Genomic DNA, 19,828 nt, shown 5'->3' with positions numbered 1-19,828 from the left:
GGTCTCGCAAACAACCCTGGACCGCTTCGTCGCTCACGCTCCTCGCGATGACGGCGACCACCTTTACCCCGGCCGATTGAGCCGGAACGCATTCTCCACGATCCTCAACCCGACGGCATCGCCGAGCGACATCAGCGATTCCGGGTGGAACTGCACGCCGCCGACCGGCAGCGTCTTGTGCTCGATCGCCATCGCCACGCCATCCTCGGTCGCCGCCGTCACCGTCAGCACCTCGGGCATGCTGTCGCGCTCGACGAACAGCGAATGGTAGCGGCCGATGACGATCTCGTTCGGCAGCCCCTGCATCAGCCGCCCGCCGCGCACCTGGACCCGCGACGGCCGGCCATGCGCGGGCTGGCCGAGCTGACCGAGACGGCCGCCGAAATACTCACCCATCGCCTGCACGCCGAGGCAGACGCCGAAGATCGGCAGCTTCTTTTCGAGCGCGGCATCGATGGTCGTCGAGATCTTGAAGTCTTCGGGGCGGCCCGGCCCCGGCGACAGCACGATCAGGTCCCAGCTGCGCTCGGCCAGCATCGTCAGCGCATGAATATAGCGCACCACGGTGACGTTGGCGCCGACCTGGCGGAAATAGTCGGCCAGCATGTGCACGAAGCTGTCGTCATGGTCGATCAAGAGCACGTTCTTGCCCGAGCCGGTGGCATCCGGCGCGGTCGAGGACAGCGGCGGCGGCGGATCGCCGCGCAGCGCCTGGAACAAGGCCGCCGCCTTGACCTGGCACTCGCGATCCTCGGCCGCAGGATCGGAATCGAACAGGCAGGTGGCGCCGACGCGGACCTCGGCGAGACCGTCCTTCATGCGGATGGTGCGGATGGTCAGCCCGGTATTGATCGAGCCGTCGAAGTTCACGGCGCCGATCGCACCGGCGTACCAGCGCCGCGGCGAGCGCTCATTGTCCTCGACGAACTGCATCGCCCACAGTTTTGGCGCGCCGGTCACGGTCACCGCCCAGGCATGGGTCAAAAACGCATCGAGCGCGTCGAAGCCCGGCCGCAGCATGCCCTCGACGTGATCCACCGTGTGGAACAGCTTCGAATAGGTCTCGATCTGGCGGCGCGCCAGCACCTTGATGGTGCCGGGCACGCAGATGCGCGCCTTGTCGTTGCGGTCGACGTCGGTGCACATGTTGAGCTCGAACTCGTCCTTCTCCGAGTTCAGGAGCTGGCGGATCTGCTCGGCGTCGCCGATGGCGTCGCGGCCGCGCGCGATGGTGCCGGAGATCGGGCAGGTCTCGACCCGGCGGCCGTCGGAGCGCACGAACATCTCCGGCGAGGCCGACACGAGAAACTCGCCGTCGCCGAGATTCATCAGCGCGCCATAGGGCGACGGGTTGATGCGGCAGAGCCGCTGGAACACTTCTGCCGGCGAGCGCTCGCAGGGCTCGGCGAACAGCTGGCCGGGCACCGCCTCGAACAGATCGCCGCGGGCGAACGCCGCGCGGGCCTTCTCGACCGTCGCCTGGTACTCGCCGGGGCCATGGTCGGCAAAACCCTGGCGCGGCTCCTTCAGGTAGATGCTGGCATCGGTGTCGCGCGGCAGGCCGGAGGTCGACTGGCCGTTCCAGGAAAAATCATAGGACAGCACGACGCCGCGGCCGGTGGCGCGGTCATAGGCCAAGAGGCGATCCGGCACGTAGAGCACGATGTCGCGCTGGTCTTTCTCGCGCATCCGCTTCTGCACGAGGTCCTCGATCTGGAACACGAGGTCGTAGGCGAAGGCGCCGAACAGGCCGAGCAGCGGGTCGTCATTGGCCGACAGCGCCGCGATCATCGCCCGCACCAGCGACATCACGCTCGCACGGCGGGTGCGCTGGTCCTCCTCGACCGGGGCCGGCCCGCGGACGATGTGGCCGGCCAGCCGCGCCGGCGAGGCCTCGGTGATGACCACGCAGGGCTCGCGCAAGGTGTCCTTGAGGAACGCGATCAGCACCTCGCCGCGCCGGTTCAGCGCCTGCAGGGCGAAGTCGGTGCCCTTGGTCTCCAGCACCAGCGGCGGATCGGCAAAACCGAGGTCGAAGCTGTCATAACGGCCGGGCACGGTGGTGCCCGAGGACAGCACCACGCCGCGGCGGCGGTCGAGCAGGTCGATCAGATCGTCGAGCCGGCTGGCGCCGCCGGAAAACTGCTCGACGGCGCGCGTGATCGCGAGCCCGCTGGAGGTGCGGTAGTCGCTGCGGGCCGGAAGGGCGAAAACGGTCCTGTTCATGGGGTCCTCTCGGGCGTCCTCTTACGGAATTTGCCGAGGAAACGCCACACAGGACCAACCGGAAGCCGCCGCTGCGTGGCGGCCCCTCTGCGATTGGATGTCAGACAAATCGCACCGGCCACCTCTTAGGAGGTGCGCCACCAGAGACGGGCTGGGCGGACGAGGGTGCTCATGGGGCGGAAATGACCACGGGGAACGGCCGGGGTCAAGGGCGGCGGGGCCACAAGGGAGAGTGAGCTTGGGCCTGGGATGCGGCAGCCGATCAACGGAGGCGCCGCGAGTCGGCTGCCCAATACAGCGCCCTCGCCCCTTTGTGGGAGAGGGCATGTGCGGCCCGTCCGCGAATGCGGTTGGGTGAGGGGTATGCCTCTCCGAGCGTCACTCGCGGAGAGAGACCCCTCACCCAACCGCGTTTGTCGGACTGTCCTACATGCCCTCTCCCACAAGGGGGCCCACAAGGGGCGAGGGCGCAGTCACGACCAGCGGTGAGGCGACGGCGAGAGCCTTGGCTGGGCGAAAGCGGAACATGCAGCTGCATTCTCGCGACACATCGGCCCGAGTCATGATCACCAACACCGCCCTCTCTGAGTCGAGGGCGCAGGGAAGGCCGGGCATCGGCTGATGCCCGTGGCCCGCCTGCAGCAAAAAAAGCAGGCGGCAGTCACCACAGGTCAGCCGGACGACCGGCCTTCCCTGCGCGATGGTTTGACGGATTATACGCATTCTCCCCGGGGACCGGGCTGTCTTGCCCCCGTGACCGGCGGATCATCATCACCACCAGCGTAGCCTCAGCGTCGGGAGGCCAGGACCATGCGACTTCACCGTGCGCCCAAGCCGTTCGTCCGCACTGCCAAAGGCCATGCTGCGACATCGAGCGCCCACCGCATCTCCACCCCGCGTCTCGTGACGATCGCGATACGCCCCTCGTGCCGGGGTGGGACGCGTGGATAAGAGCATGATTTCTGTAAAAAAGAAACACAAATCTTTTAAGGCAAAGGACTGGACAGGCCAAATCAGCTTGAGATGGCTTGCGATTTTCGCCGCTGCGCGCATCCACCAAACACACGCGCCCGGCACATCATCTCCAGCCTCAGCGGGCAACCGCAACGCGCCGCGATGCATATCGAGCAGATCGCCACGACACTGCAGGCGACCTGCCGCGACCAGTGCGCGGACACGCGCGAACAGCTCGATATCACCGATCTGCATCCCCTCGGTCCAGCTCTCGCAGAGCGCCTCGCCGATGATCCTCGCCGTCTTCGTCCATTCGGCGGTGGCGCAGGACAGCAGCACGGGATCGAAATACGTCATCGGGGCCGAGACGAGCGCGCCATCGCGGAGAATCCGCAAAGGCGCGTTTTCCGCCTTGAGGTGCGCCCACTGTTCGCGGCACGCAGCGCGCATGTCCGATGTGAGGTGCTGCCCAAAACTCCAGAGTTGATTGTCGCTGACGATGGAGGGCTTCAGCTCGCCCAGGCTGAACACCCGGTGCAGATTGGGCGCGCCAGGATCCCCTGCCCTCGCGACAGCGTCAGCGAGATCGACGATCTCGACCGGCGCATCGCCGAGCCGCCACAGGAGTTCGAGGAAGCCGGCATATTCCTGGGTCGACCGCCGCGTGAGCCAGGCAACCCTGCCGTGGGTGCGCGAGAGCGCCTCGTCCCAAAATGATGTGGCCTGTCCGCCGACCTCATCCCAGCCGGACACTTCCAATTCCTGGTCCACCCAGGCGGTTTGCAACGCCGGATCGGGAGGATCGATCGGGCCGAAGCTCAGGCTGTCGGCAAGTCCAATGACGCGGTCGTCGCGGCCGGCGTGCTGGAGCGCAGCGCGCAACGTGGCGGCGGCGGACATGTTGAAGACGACATGAAGGATGGAGTGGGAAATCGTCATCTCCTTTGCCAGCGGTGCGTTCAGCTGGGACTGGTCCAGCCGTTTCCCTCGCGCCTCATCGCCATGCAAGCTTGCTGAAGCGCACCGATGACTCGATCGAGCTCTTCGGCCGCCAGGAAGACCTCGATGTCGCCTTCAGTCCTCAACGACAGCGCCAAACCGATGCTGTCGCCGACGACGCGAACCAGCACGCATGCCTCGTCGCCGGAGGCCGTGTCTGCGAACCTGATCGGGTCGATGGTCATGCGGGATCCTGGATCGGCTGATAGACCAGGTTAGCAGATATCGAGATGTCGTGAGAGCCACCGTGCCGCCAAGATGGCGGTGGGCTCCCCTCCCCGTTGCGGTCAGGGCTATCGCATTTCACGATCGAAGTGTGGCGCTCGTCTGTCCCCACATCGTCATGGCCGGGCTTGTCCCGGCCATCCACGTCGTCCGGCATACTGGGAACGACGTGGATGCCCGGGACGGAGCCCGGGCATGACGATGTGGAAACGGTTTCGCGAAAAACTCAGATTGGTCATATGCGATAGCCCTGCCCTTGCGGTGAGCCCACTGATGTTCGCATTCAAGCTTGCGAAGATGCCCCCGCGCGCGGAGCGCACCGTCACATCAGCCTCCCGGCTTCACCAGCCCCAATTCCCCGAACTTCTGCTCCGTCGCGACCACCGCATTCTCGTACACCTCGCCGCGCTCGACGAAGTAGTTGAAGTAGCCGGCCGGCGTCTCCGGCTGGATCTCGACGAGCTCGACGCGCTTGTATTTCGGGTCGGTGATCACGCCCGCCTCGATCAGGTCGTTGATGCGCTTGAGCGCGTCGACCTCGGCCTTGTAGCCGACCGAGAACCACATCTCAGTGGTCCAGTCCTGGACCTCGAACCAGTTCTGCGGCGCATGGCCCTGCCATCCCTGGGCGAGCGGGCGGACGGCGAAGACGCGGTCGAAGCCGTGCAGCTCGGAGATGATGCTGGCGCGGTGATAGGCGCCGTCCATCTGGCCATCGGGCAGCTTGGTGAAGCCATACAGCGACAGCCACAGCGCGGCCTTGATCGCCTCGGGCGTGATCGGACGGATGGCGCGCTCGGCCAGCACGTCGGAGGCGTAGCGCAGGTCGCGCTTGGCCGGCGAATGCCGCGCCTTGACGGCGTGGGCGTTGCGGATCGACTTCTCCGACGGCAGCAGCGCGCGCGCTGCATCGTTGCCATAGAGGCAGCCGGTGCCGGTCTCTGGATCGTAGGTGTTAAACACGACGCCGATCGATGTTCCGTTGAGCGTCGCGGCAGCCTGGTCGAAGTCCGCGTCGCTGCGCACGGGGACATATTGCTGCGCCGGCAGCAGCCGGTCGGCGAAGACGTTGAACGGGCCGTCGCGCCAATCCGGCCAGGAGGCGAAGCGCGCCAGCGCTTCGGCATAGGCTGGACGGAACACGCCGGGATAGCCGAACATCACGGTGCGCACCTGCGCCGCGGGATCGGCCATGCGGTCGGAGGAAATCAGTTGGTGGCGCAGGTCGAGGCCCTGCAGCCAGGCCGCCAGCACCAGGATCTGCCCCGACGTCGCCGTGACCAGGTCCGGCGTGACGCCCCAGGCACGGGCGGTATCGAGGAAGCCGGCGCCATGGGCGTTCAAGCCGCCCAGCCCGGCGAGCGCAAAGGCTACACGCACGCTTGTCTTCTCCGTTAGCAGAAGGGCCGGAGAATGCTACCTCAGATTGTTTCGGCAACGCAACAGAGAGCAAGGCGTCGCGTTCCCAGATCGAACAGGCAAGGTCGTGCGCGAACGCGATCGATGATCAAAAGGCCCGCAAATCAAAGGTGATTCGCGGGCATATGACCGCGTCTGGCCTGCCAAAAGCTGCAGCCAAGGGGTGTGACGAATGTCACAACCTCATATTGCGCGCGTGCAGCACCCACTATCCACCTACCACAGGTTGCCAAGATCCCAAAAAGTTACATAACTTGGCCGGGCGCGAGGGCAACACTGTTGTCTATCTGCAATAGTGTGGCAATGATTGGTTAACCATATTGAATTACCTTGGTTACCATGGCCCGCGGCAAACAGCCTTCCGTGTCGCATGCGCTCCCGAAGCAGCAGACGCTGCTCGATTGCTTTCTCGAAGCGCAGGCGAAGAGGATGAAGCGCCGACGGCGCTCCGCCGACGGGCCGACCAGCGCAGATCCCCTTTCTTCCGCGAATGACGCTCCGGACCTCGACGAGGCCGGCCAGCCGCCGACCGAGATCACGACCGCCCGCGCGGTTTGACTCCGCGCGGCGCGGTCTCCGGGCCGGCCCGCCGCCGCCCCGCCTCAGCCGAGATGCTTACGGAAGAACGCGGTGGCGCGGCCCCAGGCAAGCTCGGCTGCGGCACGGTCGTGCACGGTCATGCGCTGCTCGTTCACGAAGGCATGCTCGGCATCGTAGCGATAGAGCTCCAGCGACTTGCCTGCCGCCTTCATCGCCGCCTCGAAGCCGTCCACCAGCGCCGGCGTGCACCAATCGTCGGTGTTGGCGAAATGCGCTTGCAGCGGGATCCTGACGTCCGCAGGCTTGGCCGCCTGCTCCGGCGGGATGCCATAGAACACGACGCCGGCGGAGAGTTCGTCGATCTTGGTGGCGCCGATGATCGTCACCGCGCCGCCGAGGCAGAAGCCGGTGAGGCCGACCTTGGCGCCGTTGCGCGCGAGAAATTGCGCGGCGCCGCGCACGGTCTGCGTGGTCGCGTCCATGAAGTCGAGCGAGTTCATCTCGCGCCCGGCGGCATCCGTGTCGTGATACGGCACCACCGTGCCCTTGTAGAGATCGGGCGCCAGCGCGTTGAAGCCGGCGAGCGCGAAGCGGTCGGCCATGCCCTTGATCTGGTCCTGCAGGCCCCACCATTCCTGGATCACCACGACGCCCGGCGCGTCGGCTGCTGCGGCCTTGGCGAGATAGCCCTTGGCCTCCTGGCCGTCGGGGCGCTTGAAGCCGATGAGTGTGCCCATGGTGGTCCTCCGCAGTTTTTGTTGGGATGCTCAGAAGCGCGGTTTACCGCAAATCCGGTCGTGGCGCGACGGCAGGCGGCCGGCTTTCTCTTGAACGTGAGGGCGGACGCATCGCCCGGATGAGCGAAAGCGGCATCCGGGATCATCGCCAGCGTCGCGCGCTACACCGGCAGCGAGCGCGGCGCGAACAGGATCACGGCCATCCCGATCAGGCAGATCAGCGCGCCGGCGACGTCCCAGAGATCGGGGCGATGGCCTTCGACCAGCCAGCCCCACAGCAGCGCGGCCGCGATGTAGATGCCGCCATAGGCGGCATAGGCGCGGCCGGCGAGCGGGCTGTCGGCCACGGTGAGCAGCGCCGCGAAGCCGGCCAGCGCGGCCAGTCCCGGCAGCAGCCACAGCGGCGACTGGCCGAGGCGCAGCCAGGCCCAGAAGGCGAAGCAGCCGCCGATCTCGAGCACGGCGGCGCCGGCGAAGGCGAGGAGTGAGGGCATGGGATGGACTCCGGGTTCCCGCTGGCGAGGCTAGCGCACGCGGCCGGCGATCGGCGTTACATGTTGGCCCGATCTCCATAGCTCGCTCGGTGCACCTCGCCCCGCCAGGGCGAAGCGACGCTTCGCTAGGGCGGGGAGAGGTCGGATTGCATCGTCAGATGCAATCCGAGTGAGCGGGTACAGGTCTCTCCGCGCACACGTCTCGCGCGTCTGCCCCTGACTCACAGCTTTCACCACACGCACCGCTCGTGCGGCTGCCCCTCACCCCGACCCTCTCCCCGTGAAGAACGGGGAGAGGGAGCGCAGCAACCGTGCGGCGAAGGCCCGAGTTCAATCGATAGCCAACAAAAAAGCCCCCGGAGGGGCTTTTTCAAATTCGGCTGTGTTCGATCGCTGCGCTCAATGCGCGGCGGCCCAGACCCGCTTCTTGGTGAAGTACATCAGGCCGGCGAAGATGATCAGGAAGATGAACACCTGGTAGCCGAGACGCTTGCGGGCTTCCATATGCGGCTCGGCGGTCCACATCAGGAAGGTCGCGACGTCGTGGGCATACTGCTTCACGGTGGCCGGCGAGCCGTCGTCGAAGGTCACCTGGCCATCGGACAGCGGCGGCGGCATCTTGATCGCATGGCCGGGGAAGTACTTGTTGTAGTACGAGCCGTCCGGAATGGTCACGCCGTGCGGCGGGGTTTCTTCATAGCCCTGCAGCAGCGCGTTGACGTAGTTCGGGCCCTGCTCCTGGAACTGGGTGAAGAAGTCGATCAGGAACCACGGGAAGCCGCGCTTGTAGGAGCGCGCCTTGGCGATCAGCGACAGATCGGGAGGAGCCGCGCCGCCATTGGCCGCACGCGCCGCCTGCTCGTTCGGGAACGGCGACGGGAAGTAGTCGGCCGGCCGGCCCGGACGCTCGAACATGTCGCCGGCGTCGTTCGGACCGTCCTTGATCTTGTACTCCGACGCGAACGCGGCCGCCTGCGCCGGCGAGTAGCCGGGGCCGCCGGGCTCCGACAGATTGCGGAACGCGACATAGGACAGGCCGTGGCAGTTGGCGCAGACCTCCTTGTAGACCTTCAGGCCGCGCTGCACGGCGCCGCGATCGAACTTGCCGAACGGACCGGCGAACGACCAGCTGGCCGACGGCGGGTTCTCCTGGCCCTCGCTGGCACGGGCCTCGCCCATGCCGGCGCCGAGCAGGGCTGCGCCGGCCACCAGCGCAATGACAGCCGTCGCAACGGCCTTCCTGCCGCTCTTGGCCAGCACGTCGTCGGCGATCGAGTTCGGCAGCGGGCGCGGCCGCTCGATGCGGGCGAGCAGCGGCAGCACGATCAGGAAGTAGGCGAAGTACAGCACCGTCAGGATGCGGCCGGCGATGACGTAGATGCCCTCCGGCGGCTGCGCGCCGAGATAGCCGAGCAGCACGCAGACCACGAAGAAGATCCAGAAGAACTGCTTGCCGAGCGGGCGGTACTTGTTCGAGCGGGTCTTGGCCGCATCGAGCCAGGGCAGGAACACCAGCACGATGATCGCCGAGAACATCGCGATGACGCCGGCGAGCTTGTTCGGCACCGAGCGCAGGATCGCGTAGAACGGCAGGTAGTACCATTCGGGCACGATGTGCGCCGGCGTCACGGCCGGATTCGCCGGGATGTAGTTGTCGGCGTCGCCGAGATAGTTCGGCATGTAGAAGATGAACCAGGAATAGAAGATCAGGAAGCAGGTGACGCCGAAGAAGTCCTTGATGGTGGCATAGGGCGTGAACGGCACCATGTCCTTTTCGGTCTTCGGCTCGACGCCGGCCGGGTTGTTCTGGCCGGCGACGTGCAGCGCCCAGACGTGCAGCACGACCACGCCCGCGATCAGGAACGGCAGCAGGTAATGCAGCGCGAAGAAGCGGTTCAGCGTGGGATTACCGACGGAATAGCCGCCCCACAGCAGGGTGACGATGCTCTCGCCGAAATAAGGCACGGCCGAGAACAGGTTGGTGATGACGGTGGCGCCCCAGAAGCTCATCTGGCCCCACGGCAGCACGTAGCCCATGAAGCCCGTCGCCATCATCAGGAGATAGATGATGACACCGAGGATCCAGAGCACCTCGCGCGGCGCCTTGTACGACCCGTAATAGAGACCGCGGAACATGTGGATGTAGACCGCGAGGAAGAACATCGACGCGCCGCAGGCGTGCATGTTGCGCAGCAGCCAGCCGTAGTTCACGTCGCGCACGATCAGCTCGACCGACTTGAAGGCGAGGTCGGCATGCGGCGTGTAGTGCATCGCCAGGATGACGCCGGTGACGATCTGCACGCCCAGCATCATCGAGAGGATGGCGCCGAAGGTCCACCAGTAGTTCAGGTTCCGAGGCGTCGGATAGGCGATGAAGGACGAATGGACCAGGCCGATGATCGGAAGTCGTTGCTCGAGCCACTGCAAGGCGGGGTGGCTCGGCTGGTAGTTGGAAGGTCCACTCATGATGCGTTCCTGAAGAAATTATCTTGCATGATCGAGCGTGAGCTTGCGGACAGAACGTCCGCTCAGCCGATCTGGATCTTGGTGTCGGAAACGAACTGATAGGGCGGGACGGGAAGGTTGAGCGGCGCCGGCCCCTGGCGGACGCGCCCGGAGGCGTCGTATTGCGAGCCGTGGCACGGGCAGAAGAAGCCGTCATAGTTGCCTTCGTGCGCGATCGGGATGCAGCCGAGATGGGTGCAGATGCCGATCACCACCAGCCACTGCTCGTGGCCATCCTTGGTGCGGGACTGGTCGGTCGCCGGATCCGGCAGGCTCGATACCGGAACCGCGCGGACTTCCTCGACCTGCTTCTTGGTGCGGTGGGAGATGTAGATCGGCTTGCCGCGCCAGAACACCTTGATGTCCTGTCCTTCGGCGACCGGCGTGAGATCGACCTCGATCGGCGCACCGGCCGCGATGGTCGAGGCATCGGGATTCATCTGGGAGATGAAGGGCCACAGGGCGACGACACCACCGACCGCTGCGGTCGCGCCCGTGGCGACGAAGAGAAAATCCCGGCGTGTCGGATGATCCGCAGTAGACGCTGTCACGATTCCAACCCTTTCTTCCTTCGTTGCAGCCGGAGGAACCGTCCCGCTCGACGTCCTGGGATCTCTTTCGTTGGAGATCACGTGACCGGGAGATGCCTGCCGGCGCCCGCGTCCCCCGCGGCGGCAGAAAACAACTCATTCCACCGCCCCGGTGGGAACAAGCCGTCCAGAATCGTTCTATTGGCACCCTTGCGATACGAGCGCAAGCCCGCTATCGGCCCCGCAGCACGCCATGCACCAATTCCCGCTCGGCAAGCGGACTTTCCGCATCAGCCTTAAGACCAATTCGCATGCAGATCGCACTCTACCAACCCGACATTCCGCAAAACACCGGAACGATTCTGCGCCTGTGCGCCTGCCTCGGACTCGCAGCCCACATCATCGAACCGGCCGGCTTTCCGGTGTCGGACCGGCACTTCCGGCGCGCTGGCATGGATTATCTCGATCGGCTCGACTGGCGGCGGCATGATTCCTGGGACGCCTTCGAAAGCTGGCGGGCGGCGCAGGACCACCGGCTGCTGCTGTTGACGACCAAGGCCGCGACGTCGCATCTGGATTTCAGCTACAGGCCGGGCGACATCCTGCTGCTCGGGCGCGAGAGCGCGGGTGTACCTGAGACGGTGGCCGAGGCCGCCGACGCACGACTGCGGATTCCGCTGCAGCCGGGCCTGCGCTCGCTCAACGTCGCCATGGCCGCGGCGATCGCCGCGGGCGAGGCGCTGCGCCAGACTGGACATTTCGTCCAATTGCAATCGGCGCAAGGAGCCCAACAGTGAGTTACGCGGTCAAGGAAATCTTCATGACCCTGCAGGGCGAAGGCGCCCAGGCGGGCCGTGCCGCCGTGTTCTGCCGCTTCGCCGGCTGCAACCTGTGGAGCGGCCGCGAGGCCGACCGCGCCAGCGCGACCTGCCGGTTCTGTGACACCGATTTCGTCGGCACCGACGGCACGCTGGGCGCGCGTTACGACAGCGCCGCGGCGTTGGCCGAGACCATCGCCGGACAATGGACAGGCGGCGCCGCGGACCGCTATACGATCCTCACCGGCGGCGAGCCGCTGCTGCAGGTCGATGCGGACCTGATCGCCGCACTCCACGCCCGCGGCTTCGCGGTCGGGATCGAGACCAACGGCACGCTCGTTCCGCCCGACGGCATCGACTGGATCTGCGTCAGCCCGAAGGCCGGCGCCGAGCTGAAGCTCCGGCAGGGCCATGAGTTGAAGCTGGTCTATCCGCAGGCGGGTGCCGAGCCGGAGCGGTTCGCAGGATTGGCCTTCAGCCGCTTCTCGCTGCAGCCGATGGACGGGCCCGATGCGGCCGCGAACACGGCACGCGCGATTGATTACTGCCAGCATCATCCGCAATGGCGGCTCAGCCTGCAGACGCACAAGATGATCGGCATCAGATAGGGATTGTGACTGAACCGATGTGGGAATTGACGAAATCGTTCACCTTCGAGGCCGCGCACACGCTGCCGATCACGACGCTCGGCGAAGCCAGCCAGGAGATCCACGGCCATTCCTTCCGCGCCGAGGTGACGGTGCGCGGCGACACCACCAATCCCGAGACCGGCATGGTGGTGGATTTCGGCGTGCTGACGCAGCGCCTGGGCGAGATCCAGGCCATGCTCGACCATAAGTTTCTGAACAGGATCGAGGCGATCGGGCTGCCGACCTTGGAGAACCTGTCGCGCTTCATCTACGAGCGCGTCCGCCACATCGGCCACGTCACCAAGGTCAGCGTCCACCGCGACAGCTGCCGCGAGACCTGCACCTATTTTGGCCCGCAGGGCTGATCGCATATGGTAGTAGCCAGGTGTAGCGCCATGAGCGATCCCTCCCTCTCCAGGGGAGGGTGAAAGAAAACCAGCCCCGGGGAACGTCCATGACCACTGCCGCCATCGAGGATCGCAAGGCCCGCGCCCGCGCCTGGTTCGAGAACCTGCGCGACCAGATCTGCACGGCGTTCGAGCGGCTCGAGGACGAGGCGCCGCCTGCGCTCTATCCGCGCGACGCCGGCCGCTTCGTGCGCACGCCCTGGGAGCGCACCGACCATGGTGGCGGGCATGGCGGCGGCGGCGTGATGAGCATGATGCACGGCCGGCTGTTCGAGAAGGTCGGCGTGCACTGCTCGACCGTGCATGGCGAGTTCGCGCCCGAATTCCGCAGCCAGATTCCCGGCGCCGCCGAGGACCCGCGGTTCTGGGCCTCCGGCATCTCGCTGATCGCGCATCTGTGGTCGCCGCACGTGCCGGCGGTGCACATGAACACCCGCTTCGTCGTCACCACCAAGGCCTGGTTCGGCGGCGGCGCCGACCTGACGCCGGTGCTCGACCGCCGCCGAACCCAGGAGGACCCGGATACTCTCGCCTTCCACGCGGCAATGAAGAGCGCCTGCGACGCGCACGCGGCCGTGGCGTCGTACGACAAATACAAGCGCTGGTGCGACGAGTACTTCTATCTGCCCCATCGCAAGGAGTCGCGCGGCATCGGCGGCATCTTCTACGACCATCACGATTCCGGCGACTGGGACGCCGATCTCGCCTTCACCCAGGATGTCGGCCGCGCTTTCCTGAAGGTCTATCCGGAGCTGGTCCGGCGCAATTTCAGCGCGCCCTGGACCGAGGCCGACCGCGAGGAGCAGTTGATCCGCCGCGGCCGCTATGTCGAATTCAATCTGCTTTATGACCGCGGCACCACATTTGGGCTGAAAACCGGCGGCAATGTCGACTCCATCCTGTCATCGATGCCGCCCGAGGTGAAATGGCCCTGAAACCCTCAGCCACGCTGCCGCGTACCCAGGAGATGACCGCCCCCCTGCCCCGCGCCATGTTGATCGACATGGACGACACCATCCTGTCGGCCTACGGCCGGCCCGAGATCGCCTGGAACATCGTCACGACCGAATTCGCCGATGAACTCGCACCGCATACGTCGCAGGCAGTGGCCGCAGCGATCCTCGCCTCGGCCCGCCGCTTCTGGTCGGTGGCCGGCGCCGAATGGCGGATGAAACTGATCCAGGCGCGTCAGGAAGTGGTCAAGGGCGGCTTCGCGGCGTTGAGCGACACAGGGCCGGCGCTGCCGACCGAACTCGCGCTCCGCATCGCCGACCGCTTCACCCGCTATCGCGACGAGCAGATGTTCGTCTTCCCGGGCGCGCATGAGGCGATCGACGCGTTCAAGGCGCGCGGCGTCCGGCTCGCGCTGGTCACCAACGGCGAGGCCGGACAACAGCGCGCCAAGATCGAGCGCTTCGCGCTGGCGCACCGTTTCGACCACATCCAGATCGAGGGCGAGCACGGCTTCGGCAAGCCGGAGGAGCGCGCCTATTGGCACGCAATGGAGCGGCTCGGCGTCGGCCCTGAGGACACCTGGATGATCGGCGACAATCTGGAATGGGAGATCGAGGCGCCGCAGCGGCTCGGTATCTATTCGATCTGGATCGACGTCCACGGCGACGGCCTGCCCGAAGGCACCCATGTCAAGCCCGACCGTATCATCCGCTCGCTGACGGAGCTGGTGCCGGACTGAAGCGGCGGAGCGCTGCGGCTCGGCCATGTCCATGCTCGCGGCGCGAGCGAGGCCAAGCTCCGCCGCGATCATTTCCACGACGACTCTGCGCCCGCGACACCGGCAGACGCGCGCGACCTCGTGGATCACATCCGAAGATTGTGATATCCGTCAGCCACGCTCAGGCGAGCGAAGGCTCACGGATCATGTCACACCCGACCTCCGTCGGCACGCCAGTTGCCGCCACGCCGGCTGCCGGTCAGGGCACGAGTCCTGCGGAGGCGAACCAGCCCCAGGGGCTGTGGGCGCGCTTCCTCGACTGGAATCAGAAGCTGTCGGTCGTCAAGAACCTGACCTTCATCACCATCGCCACCGGCTTTCTCGGCGGCTACTTCCAGTATCTCAGCGCCTATGAGGCCAAGGTCAGCGCACTCGCCGAGGCCGACATGAAGGCGGCGACCGCGACCTTCGTGACGATCTCCAACGCCTATGCCGAGGCGCAGATGCTGCAGGAGCTGATCTTCTACAATTTCGCCGCAGCCAGCCTCGCCGGCGTCGATCCCGGCGACAAGGCTCTGACGACGAAGGCCGGCAACGAGAATTTCGCGCCCTACACCAAGGCGCGGATGGCGCTGCGCCAGAACAGCAGCATCTACGCGCACGAGGCGGAAATCTACATCGACTGGGCCAGTGATCTCGGCCGCGATCCGGACGCACCGCGGGCGCTGGACCAGGATCCACTGAACGAGGCCCTGCTCGGCACCTATGATTTCGATTGCGATGCGGAGGCCAACATGCCGCGGCTCGGAATCACCGGCACGGCGTCATCCGACGATGCCGATCCCTGCAGGGCCGATGCACCACCGCCGCAGCCGGCCCAGCGCGTCAATCTCTGCGCCAAGCGCGGGACCGGACGGCGGCCGGTCACGATCGACTGGCAGAGCGCCAAACATCACCTTCTCACGCTTCACTTCTGCTTCGAACAATCGCATCGCCAGTTGGCGACCGCGCGCGTCTGGGCATCGAACAATGTCGTCGGCGAGGACCGCGTGAAGGCGTTCCGCGACAACGAGGCGCGCTATCGTGCGGCGCTGGACAAGCAGGTGGTGCGGCTGAACGCGTTCATGAGCCTCACCATGGCGCGGCTGGAGAGCATTCGCGGCAAGTATCGCCCGTCGGGATTCCTCTGCCATCTGCCGCTGGTGCGCGACGCCATCGGGCTGTTCAGCCGGGAATGCACGCCGGTCCGTATCGGCTCCTGATGCGGACCAAACGCGATCGGGTCAGCTCACCGGCAACACATGGCGCAGCGCCGAGGCGATCATCACGCCGCCGCCGGTGATCACGGCGGCGTCGAGGATGGCGGCGTGGATGTGCACGGGCATGCGCGCGACGAAGGCCTTGGCGAGGAAGGCGCCGGGCACGGCGACGGCGCCGATCAGCAGCGCGAAGGCCAGCACCTGCGCGGTGACCACGCCGGCGAGACCGAACACGGAGATCTTGATCACGCCGGTCGCGACCGAGATCATCGCATCGGTGGCGATGACGGCCGCGCCTTCGAGGCCGGCCGCCATCAGGAGCGACAGCAGGATCACGCCGGAGCCGGAGGTCCCGCCGACCAGCACGCCGTAACCCACCGCGCCGGCCGCGAGCCCGCCATTGCCGATCCTGACATCGCGCTTGCGCAGGATCCGGCGCAAGGGCACGCTCATGATCAGCATCGTCCCGATCACGAACGCCGCCCCGGCGTTGGTCAGTCGCGTATAGCCGTAGGCGCCGAGCGCAGTGGTCAGCGCGGCCGCGGCGATCACGATGCCGGCCCGCGTGCGGTCGGCATGGCTGAAATAGGCCCCGACGCGGCTGAGATTGGTGAGGATCGCGGAGATCGCGATGATCGGCACCACCGGCTCGGCGCCGACCATCGGCACCAGCACCAGCGGCATCAGGGCGCCCGTCCCGTAGCCGGCGAGACCGCCGATGATGGAAGCAAACAGAGCGACCGCGGCGACGAGCAGGAGTTGCAGAAGCGAGATGTCGGCAAAGCCTGCCAGAAAATTCATGAACGTCCGTCGCGGTTGACCTGCGCCGCCGCCTGATCGGCGATCGCATTCAGCGGTACCGCGCCTCGTGGACAATCGACCGCAAGGCAAGGCATCCTCTGCGGGAAGCAGCTCGTGACCGAGAAACCACGCCTCCGCAACCCCGAGCGCAATCACATCGACGACGGCAAGAGGTTATCTCCACGGGGTGAAGCGCTACGGCAACACCGCGCTCGGCCGGCATAGACCCTTCGCGGCACGGGCAGACCACGATGGCTCAGAGCTCGACGTAATCCAGCATCGTATGCTCGCCCGACCAGATCTTCTCGGGATCATAGATCCTTTCCCGGCGCTTCGACCTGAAGTCGACCACGCGAACGACCTCTCCCGACGCTCTCACCTGTGCTCTGCCGTCGCCCGGCGCGTCGGGACGCAGGGTGTGCAGGCTGCGAATGCTTTCGTACTGGGTCATGAAGGCTCCATGGTGGAGCCACAACGTAACGTTATAACATAACAAAAATCAAGAGATTGATCCGCCCGTCAGTTCCGTCCTGCCCAAGGTCTTGATCAAGCCCGTTGGTGGTGCGCGGCGTCAGCTCCGCCCGTCGCGATTGACACGCGCCGCCGCCTGATCGGCGATCACGTTCAGCGAGGCCTCGTCGAGCGGAAAATCCGCCGCCAGCCAGGCATCCTCGGCGAGCGTCAGCACGTGGCCGAGCAGCGGGCCCTCCGCCACTCCGCGCGCGATGAAATCAGCGGCCTTCAACGGCAGCTTCGGCGGGGTGAAACGCTGCGGCAACAGCGCGCGCTCGCGCCAGCGCGGGTCGTTGCGATCGCCGCCGGCACGCGCCCAGCCGAGCAGCAGGCGGTCGCGATAGACGGTCTCGCCGAGGCGATAGAGCAGACGCCGCGCGCGCGCCTCGTCGGCGGAGGCGAAGCGCCACCAGCGATGGCCCATGCCGTCGAGCGCCTTGGTCTCGGCATTGGACAGCTTCAGGCGCGTGCCGAGGCGGCGCGCATCCTCGGTGACGGCAACCGCGAGCGCGGCGAGCCGGCGGACCGGGTTCGGCGGCAGCGCCAGCTCGCGCTCGATGTCGATCATCGCCGCGAACGGGCCGAGATAGGCGACGCCACCGAGCAAGGACGTCAGCAATCCGCCGTCGGTCATCGCTCCGAGCGCGCCGACGGCGCCTTCGGTGACGAGGAGCTTCAGCATCTCCATCCGCACGCGCTCGGCCGACAGCGTCGCGAGCCCGGCGCGGCCGGCGATGCAGGCGAGATAGCCGTCTCGGTCGGGATCGCCGTGGCCGAACGCCGAATGGATGCGGAAGAAGCGCAGGATGCGCAAATAATCCTCGGCGATGCGCTCGGCGGGATCGCCGATGAAGCGCACGCGGCGCACGGCGATGTCGGCGAGGCCGCCGACATGGTCGTGCACGATGCCGTCCTGCCCCACGGACAGCGCGTTGATGGTGAAGTCGCGACGGTGCGCGTCGCCGATCCAGTCGCGGCCGAATTCGACCTTGGCCTTGCGGCCGAAGGTCTCGGTATCCTCGCGCAGGGTCGTCACCTCGAACGGATGACCGTCCAGCACCAGCGTCACGGTGCCATGATCGATGCCGGTCGGCACGCTCCTGATCGAGGCGGCCTTGGCGCGCCGGATCACCTCGGCCGGCAGCGCCGTGGTCGCGATGTCGATGTCGCCGATGTCGATGCCGAGCAGCGCGTTGCGCACGGCGCCGCCGACCACGCGCGCCTCCTCGCCATCGGAATTGAGCAGCGCGAGCACCCGCGCGGCCGGCCCCGACGAGAGCCAGGGCGCGCTCAGGACCCGCGCGCCGGTCATTTCTCGACTCCGGGAACGAGCCTGCCGTTCTCGATATGCGCGGGCACGTAGGTCGAATGCGGCGGCGCGCCGGAGAATTCGGCGACCAGAACCAGACTTGCAATGACCAACACCAGCGCCGCCACCATCAATTTGACGACCAGATGCAGAGGCCAGCTGGCCGGCGCCAACAGTCCGGATCGGGTCGCGAGTAAGAACAGCACATAAATTGCGAAAGGAATGAGGAAAATTCCGATTTCCGTCAATACGGCTCGGATCATGACAGATAGATCCGCTCGTAGAGCACCCGGAGTATACCCGCCGTCGCCCCCCAGATGTAGCGCTCCGCGAACGGCATCGCGTAATACGAGCGCTCCATGCCGCGAAACTCCTTGGAATGCACCTGGTGATTGGCGGGGTCCATCAGAAACGCCAGCGGCACTTCGAACGCATCGTCGACCTCCCCCGCGTTGATCTCGAGCGTGAAGCCGGGCTGCACCCGCGCCACCGTCGGCAGGATGCGGAAACCGAAGGCGGTGCCATAGACGTCGAGATAGCCGATGGGATCGACGAAACTGCGGTCGAGGCCCACTTCCTCCTCCGCCTCGCGCAAGGCCGCGTCGAGCGGTGAGGCGTCGGTGACGTCGATCTTGCCGCCGGGAAACGCGATCTGGCCGGCATGGCTGGACAGGTTCGGCGCGCGCTGCGTCAGCAGCACGGTCGGCTCGGGACGATCGACCACGGGGATCAGCACCGCGGCGGGCCGGATCGGCTGCTCACGGGCGATGATCTCGAGCATGCGATCCGTGCCGGAATCGCCGCTGCTCGGGATGACGTCCGGATCGAGCAAGGCCTTGGGAACGTCGAAACGCAGCCGCTTCCGACCGCGCTCGAAGAACTCGGCCGAGCTGACGCCAGCCATCGTCGTCCTCGCCACCATGGGCTCGTTCAAAGCGCCGCCCTCACCTCTTCTGCCTTGGCCATGGGGAAGAACGCTCCAGCCGACTCCACCCCGAACATGACCTCACCATCGACCATCCGCTCCTCACCCATGTCAACTAGCTCATAGTAGAGCGCCCGCGTCACCTTGGCCCAGAGATCCGCGCGGACGTGCAAATAAGGCGTGAGCCCGCCGCTGTCGCCCGGCTCGAAGCGCAGCCCGTGTTCCGCATCGCAGCTGACCCAGTCGTCGACATTGGTGCGGAAGTGGAGCCGCACGCCCTGTGCATCGGCTTCTTTCCGCAGTTCTACGGCCATGAAGGGGACATCATCGACGCGAATGCCGACCTTCTCTACGGGCGTGACCAGGACATAGCGGCCGTCCTCGCGCTTGAGGATGGTCGAGAACAACCGCACCAGCGCGGGCCGGCCGATTGGCGTGCCCATGTAGTACCAGCTACCATCAGCGGCGATTCGCATGTCGATATCGCCGCAAAATGGCGGATTCCACAGATGCACCGGCGGCAGGGCCTTTCCAGACGAGCCGGCCTGCGCCGCAGCCGACGTCAGCCGTTCGAGTCCCTGATCTGTGGTCCCCTGATCTGTGGTCTGCCCTTGCTTCGCCATGGTTTGCCCTGAGTTTGCGTATGCCTTGGCACGATTGGTGCAAGACCTCGGTGCAAGTCTTCATCGCCGTCGTCTGTGCAAAAGTTCCTGGCAGCCGTGCACGTGATGTAAGGTCGCCATAACGTGATGCCGTCAATACCCCTGAATGCCGATAATATGGGGATAGTTTAACTCAACGAATACAGCGCCTTCGCATACATTGGCAGCCGCGTCCCGACAAACTGGAGCGGAATGCCGGTCGGA

21 protein-coding genes are annotated in these 19,828 nt (G+C 66.1%); 7 read left to right on the top strand and 14 right to left on the bottom strand.

What is annotated here, in order from left to right; translation table 11 throughout:
• Positions 1 to 63: 63 nt before the first annotated feature.
• The 4 genes from ACQR1B_RS24690 to ACQR1B_RS24675 form a co-directional block, all read right to left on the bottom strand.
• Positions 64 to 2,226, bottom strand: coding sequence for an anthranilate synthase component I (locus ACQR1B_RS24690; RefSeq protein ID WP_434836580.1), 2,163 nt, complete (start codon positions 2,224 to 2,226; stop codon positions 64 to 66).
• Between the two features lie 771 nt (positions 2,227 to 2,997).
• Positions 2,998 to 4,119: a DUF3658 domain-containing protein gene (locus ACQR1B_RS24685; protein ID WP_434836579.1), complete on the bottom strand. Its 1,122-nt coding sequence runs from the start codon at positions 4,117 to 4,119 to the stop codon at positions 2,998 to 3,000.
• Positions 4,120 to 4,139: 20 nt separating this feature from the next.
• Entirely contained in the window at positions 4,140 to 4,364 is a 225-nt protein-coding gene (locus tag ACQR1B_RS24680) for a hypothetical protein (RefSeq protein WP_434836578.1), read from the bottom strand.
• 367 nt (positions 4,365 to 4,731) lie between these two features.
• A complete protein-coding gene (locus tag ACQR1B_RS24675; RefSeq protein WP_434836364.1) occupies positions 4,732 to 5,784 on the bottom strand; it encodes a hypothetical protein in 1,053 nt (350 codons plus the stop codon).
• A gap of 378 nt (positions 5,785 to 6,162) precedes the next feature.
• Here ACQR1B_RS24675 and ACQR1B_RS24670 point away from each other — a divergent pair, with 378 nt between their 5' ends.
• Complete coding sequence (locus tag ACQR1B_RS24670; protein WP_434836365.1) at positions 6,163 to 6,381, top strand: hypothetical protein; 219 nt, start codon at positions 6,163 to 6,165, stop codon at positions 6,379 to 6,381.
• A gap of 44 nt (positions 6,382 to 6,425) precedes the next feature.
• On the opposite strand, the gene ACQR1B_RS24665 is transcribed toward ACQR1B_RS24670, so the two are convergent.
• The 4 genes from ACQR1B_RS24665 to petA all read right to left on the bottom strand — a co-directional run bounded on the left by ACQR1B_RS24665 (position 6,426) and on the right by petA (position 10,653).
• Positions 6,426 to 7,100, bottom strand: coding sequence for a dienelactone hydrolase family protein (locus ACQR1B_RS24665; protein ID WP_434836366.1), 675 nt, complete (start codon positions 7,098 to 7,100; stop codon positions 6,426 to 6,428).
• A gap of 161 nt (positions 7,101 to 7,261) precedes the next feature.
• On the bottom strand, positions 7,262 to 7,594 hold the full coding sequence (locus ACQR1B_RS24660; protein ID WP_434836367.1) for a YnfA family protein: 333 nt from the start codon (positions 7,592 to 7,594) through the stop codon (positions 7,262 to 7,264).
• Between the two features lie 399 nt (positions 7,595 to 7,993).
• On the bottom strand, positions 7,994 to 10,060 hold the full coding sequence (locus ACQR1B_RS24655; protein ID WP_434836368.1) for a cytochrome c1: 2,067 nt from the start codon (positions 10,058 to 10,060) through the stop codon (positions 7,994 to 7,996).
• Between the two features lie 62 nt (positions 10,061 to 10,122).
• Positions 10,123 to 10,653 carry a ubiquinol-cytochrome c reductase iron-sulfur subunit gene (petA, locus tag ACQR1B_RS24650; RefSeq protein ID WP_434836461.1) on the bottom strand — a complete coding sequence of 177 codons (531 nt, stop codon included), beginning with the start codon at positions 10,651 to 10,653 and terminating at the stop codon, positions 10,123 to 10,125.
• 287 nt (positions 10,654 to 10,940) lie between these two features.
• On the opposite strand from petA, the gene ACQR1B_RS24645 reads away from it, so the two are divergent.
• The 6 genes from ACQR1B_RS24645 (at position 10,941) to ACQR1B_RS24620 (ending at position 15,417) form a co-directional block, all read left to right on the top strand.
• Positions 10,941 to 11,426, top strand: a complete 486-nt coding sequence (locus ACQR1B_RS24645) for a tRNA (cytidine(34)-2'-O)-methyltransferase (protein ID WP_434836369.1) — start codon at positions 10,941 to 10,943, stop codon at positions 11,424 to 11,426.
• Positions 11,423 to 12,055 (top strand): 7-carboxy-7-deazaguanine synthase, encoded by a 633-nt coding sequence (gene queE / locus ACQR1B_RS24640; protein ID WP_434836370.1) that lies wholly within the window; start codon positions 11,423 to 11,425, stop codon positions 12,053 to 12,055. Before ACQR1B_RS24645 ends, queE begins: the two co-directional genes overlap by 4 nt.
• 17 nt (positions 12,056 to 12,072) lie before the next feature.
• Positions 12,073 to 12,441, top strand: a complete 369-nt coding sequence (locus ACQR1B_RS24635; protein WP_434836462.1) for a 6-pyruvoyl trahydropterin synthase family protein — start codon at positions 12,073 to 12,075, stop codon at positions 12,439 to 12,441.
• An 89-nt stretch (positions 12,442 to 12,530) separates the two neighbouring features.
• Positions 12,531 to 13,418 (top strand): oxygen-dependent coproporphyrinogen oxidase, encoded by an 888-nt coding sequence (gene hemF / locus ACQR1B_RS24630; RefSeq protein WP_434836371.1) that lies wholly within the window; start codon positions 12,531 to 12,533, stop codon positions 13,416 to 13,418.
• Positions 13,419 to 13,450: 32 nt separating this feature from the next.
• Positions 13,451 to 14,176 carry an HAD family hydrolase gene (locus ACQR1B_RS24625; protein WP_434836463.1) on the top strand — a complete coding sequence of 242 codons (726 nt, stop codon included), beginning with the start codon at positions 13,451 to 13,453 and terminating at the stop codon, positions 14,174 to 14,176.
• A gap of 185 nt (positions 14,177 to 14,361) precedes the next feature.
• Complete coding sequence (locus tag ACQR1B_RS24620) at positions 14,362 to 15,417, top strand: hypothetical protein (protein ID WP_434836372.1); 1,056 nt, start codon at positions 14,362 to 14,364, stop codon at positions 15,415 to 15,417.
• Positions 15,418 to 15,438: 21 nt separating this feature from the next.
• On the opposite strand, the gene ACQR1B_RS24615 is transcribed toward ACQR1B_RS24620, so the two are convergent.
• The 6 genes from ACQR1B_RS24615 to ACQR1B_RS24590 form a co-directional block, all read right to left on the bottom strand.
• The gene (locus ACQR1B_RS24615) at positions 15,439 to 16,215 is read right to left on the bottom strand and encodes a TSUP family transporter (RefSeq protein WP_434836373.1); all 777 of its coding nucleotides are present in this window, start codon (positions 16,213 to 16,215) and stop codon (positions 15,439 to 15,441) included.
• Between the two features lie 256 nt (positions 16,216 to 16,471).
• Positions 16,472 to 16,666, bottom strand: coding sequence for a hypothetical protein (locus tag ACQR1B_RS24610; protein WP_434836374.1), 195 nt, complete (start codon positions 16,664 to 16,666; stop codon positions 16,472 to 16,474).
• Between the two features lie 120 nt (positions 16,667 to 16,786).
• Positions 16,787 to 18,040, bottom strand: a complete 1,254-nt coding sequence (locus tag ACQR1B_RS24605; RefSeq protein WP_434836375.1) for a CCA tRNA nucleotidyltransferase — start codon at positions 18,038 to 18,040, stop codon at positions 16,787 to 16,789.
• Positions 18,037 to 18,300: a DUF6111 family protein gene (locus ACQR1B_RS24600; protein ID WP_434836376.1), complete on the bottom strand. Its 264-nt coding sequence runs from the start codon at positions 18,298 to 18,300 to the stop codon at positions 18,037 to 18,039. Before ACQR1B_RS24600 ends, ACQR1B_RS24605 begins: the two co-directional genes overlap by 4 nt.
• Positions 18,297 to 18,941 (bottom strand): CoA pyrophosphatase, encoded by a 645-nt coding sequence (locus ACQR1B_RS24595; RefSeq protein ID WP_434836377.1) that lies wholly within the window; start codon positions 18,939 to 18,941, stop codon positions 18,297 to 18,299. The genes ACQR1B_RS24600 and ACQR1B_RS24595 overlap by 4 nt, the downstream gene beginning before the upstream one ends.
• A gap of 26 nt (positions 18,942 to 18,967) precedes the next feature.
• On the bottom strand, positions 18,968 to 19,585 hold the full coding sequence (locus ACQR1B_RS24590) for a DUF1285 domain-containing protein (RefSeq protein ID WP_434836378.1): 618 nt from the start codon (positions 19,583 to 19,585) through the stop codon (positions 18,968 to 18,970).
• Positions 19,586 to 19,828 lie beyond the last annotated feature (243 nt).

The sequence above is a fragment of the Bradyrhizobium oligotrophicum genome, from assembly GCF_051168495.1.
GTDB lineage: Bacteria > Pseudomonadota > Alphaproteobacteria > Rhizobiales > Xanthobacteraceae > Bradyrhizobium > Bradyrhizobium oligotrophicum_A.
Note: the sequence above shows the minus strand (reverse complement) of the source record. Positions and strands in the feature narration are given on the sequence as shown.

Bases quoted from the DNA above. Each gene is read 5' to 3' on its own strand.
- ACQR1B_RS24590 (WP_434836378.1), bottom strand. From the start codon at position 19,585: ATGGCGAAGCAAGGGCAGACCACAGATCAGGGGACCACAGATCAGGGA.
- ACQR1B_RS24690 (WP_434836580.1), bottom strand. From the start codon at position 2,226: ATGAACAGGACCGTTTTCGCCCTTCCGGCCCGCAGCGACTACCGCACC.
- ACQR1B_RS24600 (WP_434836376.1), bottom strand. From the start codon at position 18,300: ATGATCCGAGCCGTATTGACGGAAATCGGAATTTTCCTCATTCCTTTC.
- ACQR1B_RS24620 (WP_434836372.1), top strand. From the start codon at position 14,362: ATGTCACACCCGACCTCCGTCGGCACGCCAGTTGCCGCCACGCCGGCT.
- ACQR1B_RS24605 (WP_434836375.1), bottom strand. From the start codon at position 18,040: ATGACCGGCGCGCGGGTCCTGAGCGCGCCCTGGCTCTCGTCGGGGCCG.
- ACQR1B_RS24660 (WP_434836367.1), bottom strand. From the start codon at position 7,594: ATGCCCTCACTCCTCGCCTTCGCCGGCGCCGCCGTGCTCGAGATCGGC.
- ACQR1B_RS24670 (WP_434836365.1), top strand. From the start codon at position 6,163: ATGGCCCGCGGCAAACAGCCTTCCGTGTCGCATGCGCTCCCGAAGCAG.
- ACQR1B_RS24665 (WP_434836366.1), bottom strand. From the start codon at position 7,100: ATGGGCACACTCATCGGCTTCAAGCGCCCCGACGGCCAGGAGGCCAAG.
- ACQR1B_RS24645 (WP_434836369.1), top strand. From the start codon at position 10,941: ATGCAGATCGCACTCTACCAACCCGACATTCCGCAAAACACCGGAACG.
- ACQR1B_RS24610 (WP_434836374.1), bottom strand. From the start codon at position 16,666: ATGACCCAGTACGAAAGCATTCGCAGCCTGCACACCCTGCGTCCCGAC.
- ACQR1B_RS24615 (WP_434836373.1), bottom strand. From the start codon at position 16,215: ATGAATTTTCTGGCAGGCTTTGCCGACATCTCGCTTCTGCAACTCCTG.
- ACQR1B_RS24635 (WP_434836462.1), top strand. From the start codon at position 12,073: ATGTGGGAATTGACGAAATCGTTCACCTTCGAGGCCGCGCACACGCTG.
- ACQR1B_RS24595 (WP_434836377.1), bottom strand. From the start codon at position 18,941: ATGGCTGGCGTCAGCTCGGCCGAGTTCTTCGAGCGCGGTCGGAAGCGG.
- ACQR1B_RS24625 (WP_434836463.1), top strand. From the start codon at position 13,451: ATGACCGCCCCCCTGCCCCGCGCCATGTTGATCGACATGGACGACACC.
- ACQR1B_RS24685 (WP_434836579.1), bottom strand. From the start codon at position 4,119: ATGACGATTTCCCACTCCATCCTTCATGTCGTCTTCAACATGTCCGCC.
- ACQR1B_RS24655 (WP_434836368.1), bottom strand. From the start codon at position 10,060: ATGAGTGGACCTTCCAACTACCAGCCGAGCCACCCCGCCTTGCAGTGG.
- ACQR1B_RS24680 (WP_434836578.1), bottom strand. From the start codon at position 4,364: ATGACCATCGACCCGATCAGGTTCGCAGACACGGCCTCCGGCGACGAG.
- hemF (WP_434836371.1), top strand. From the start codon at position 12,531: ATGACCACTGCCGCCATCGAGGATCGCAAGGCCCGCGCCCGCGCCTGG.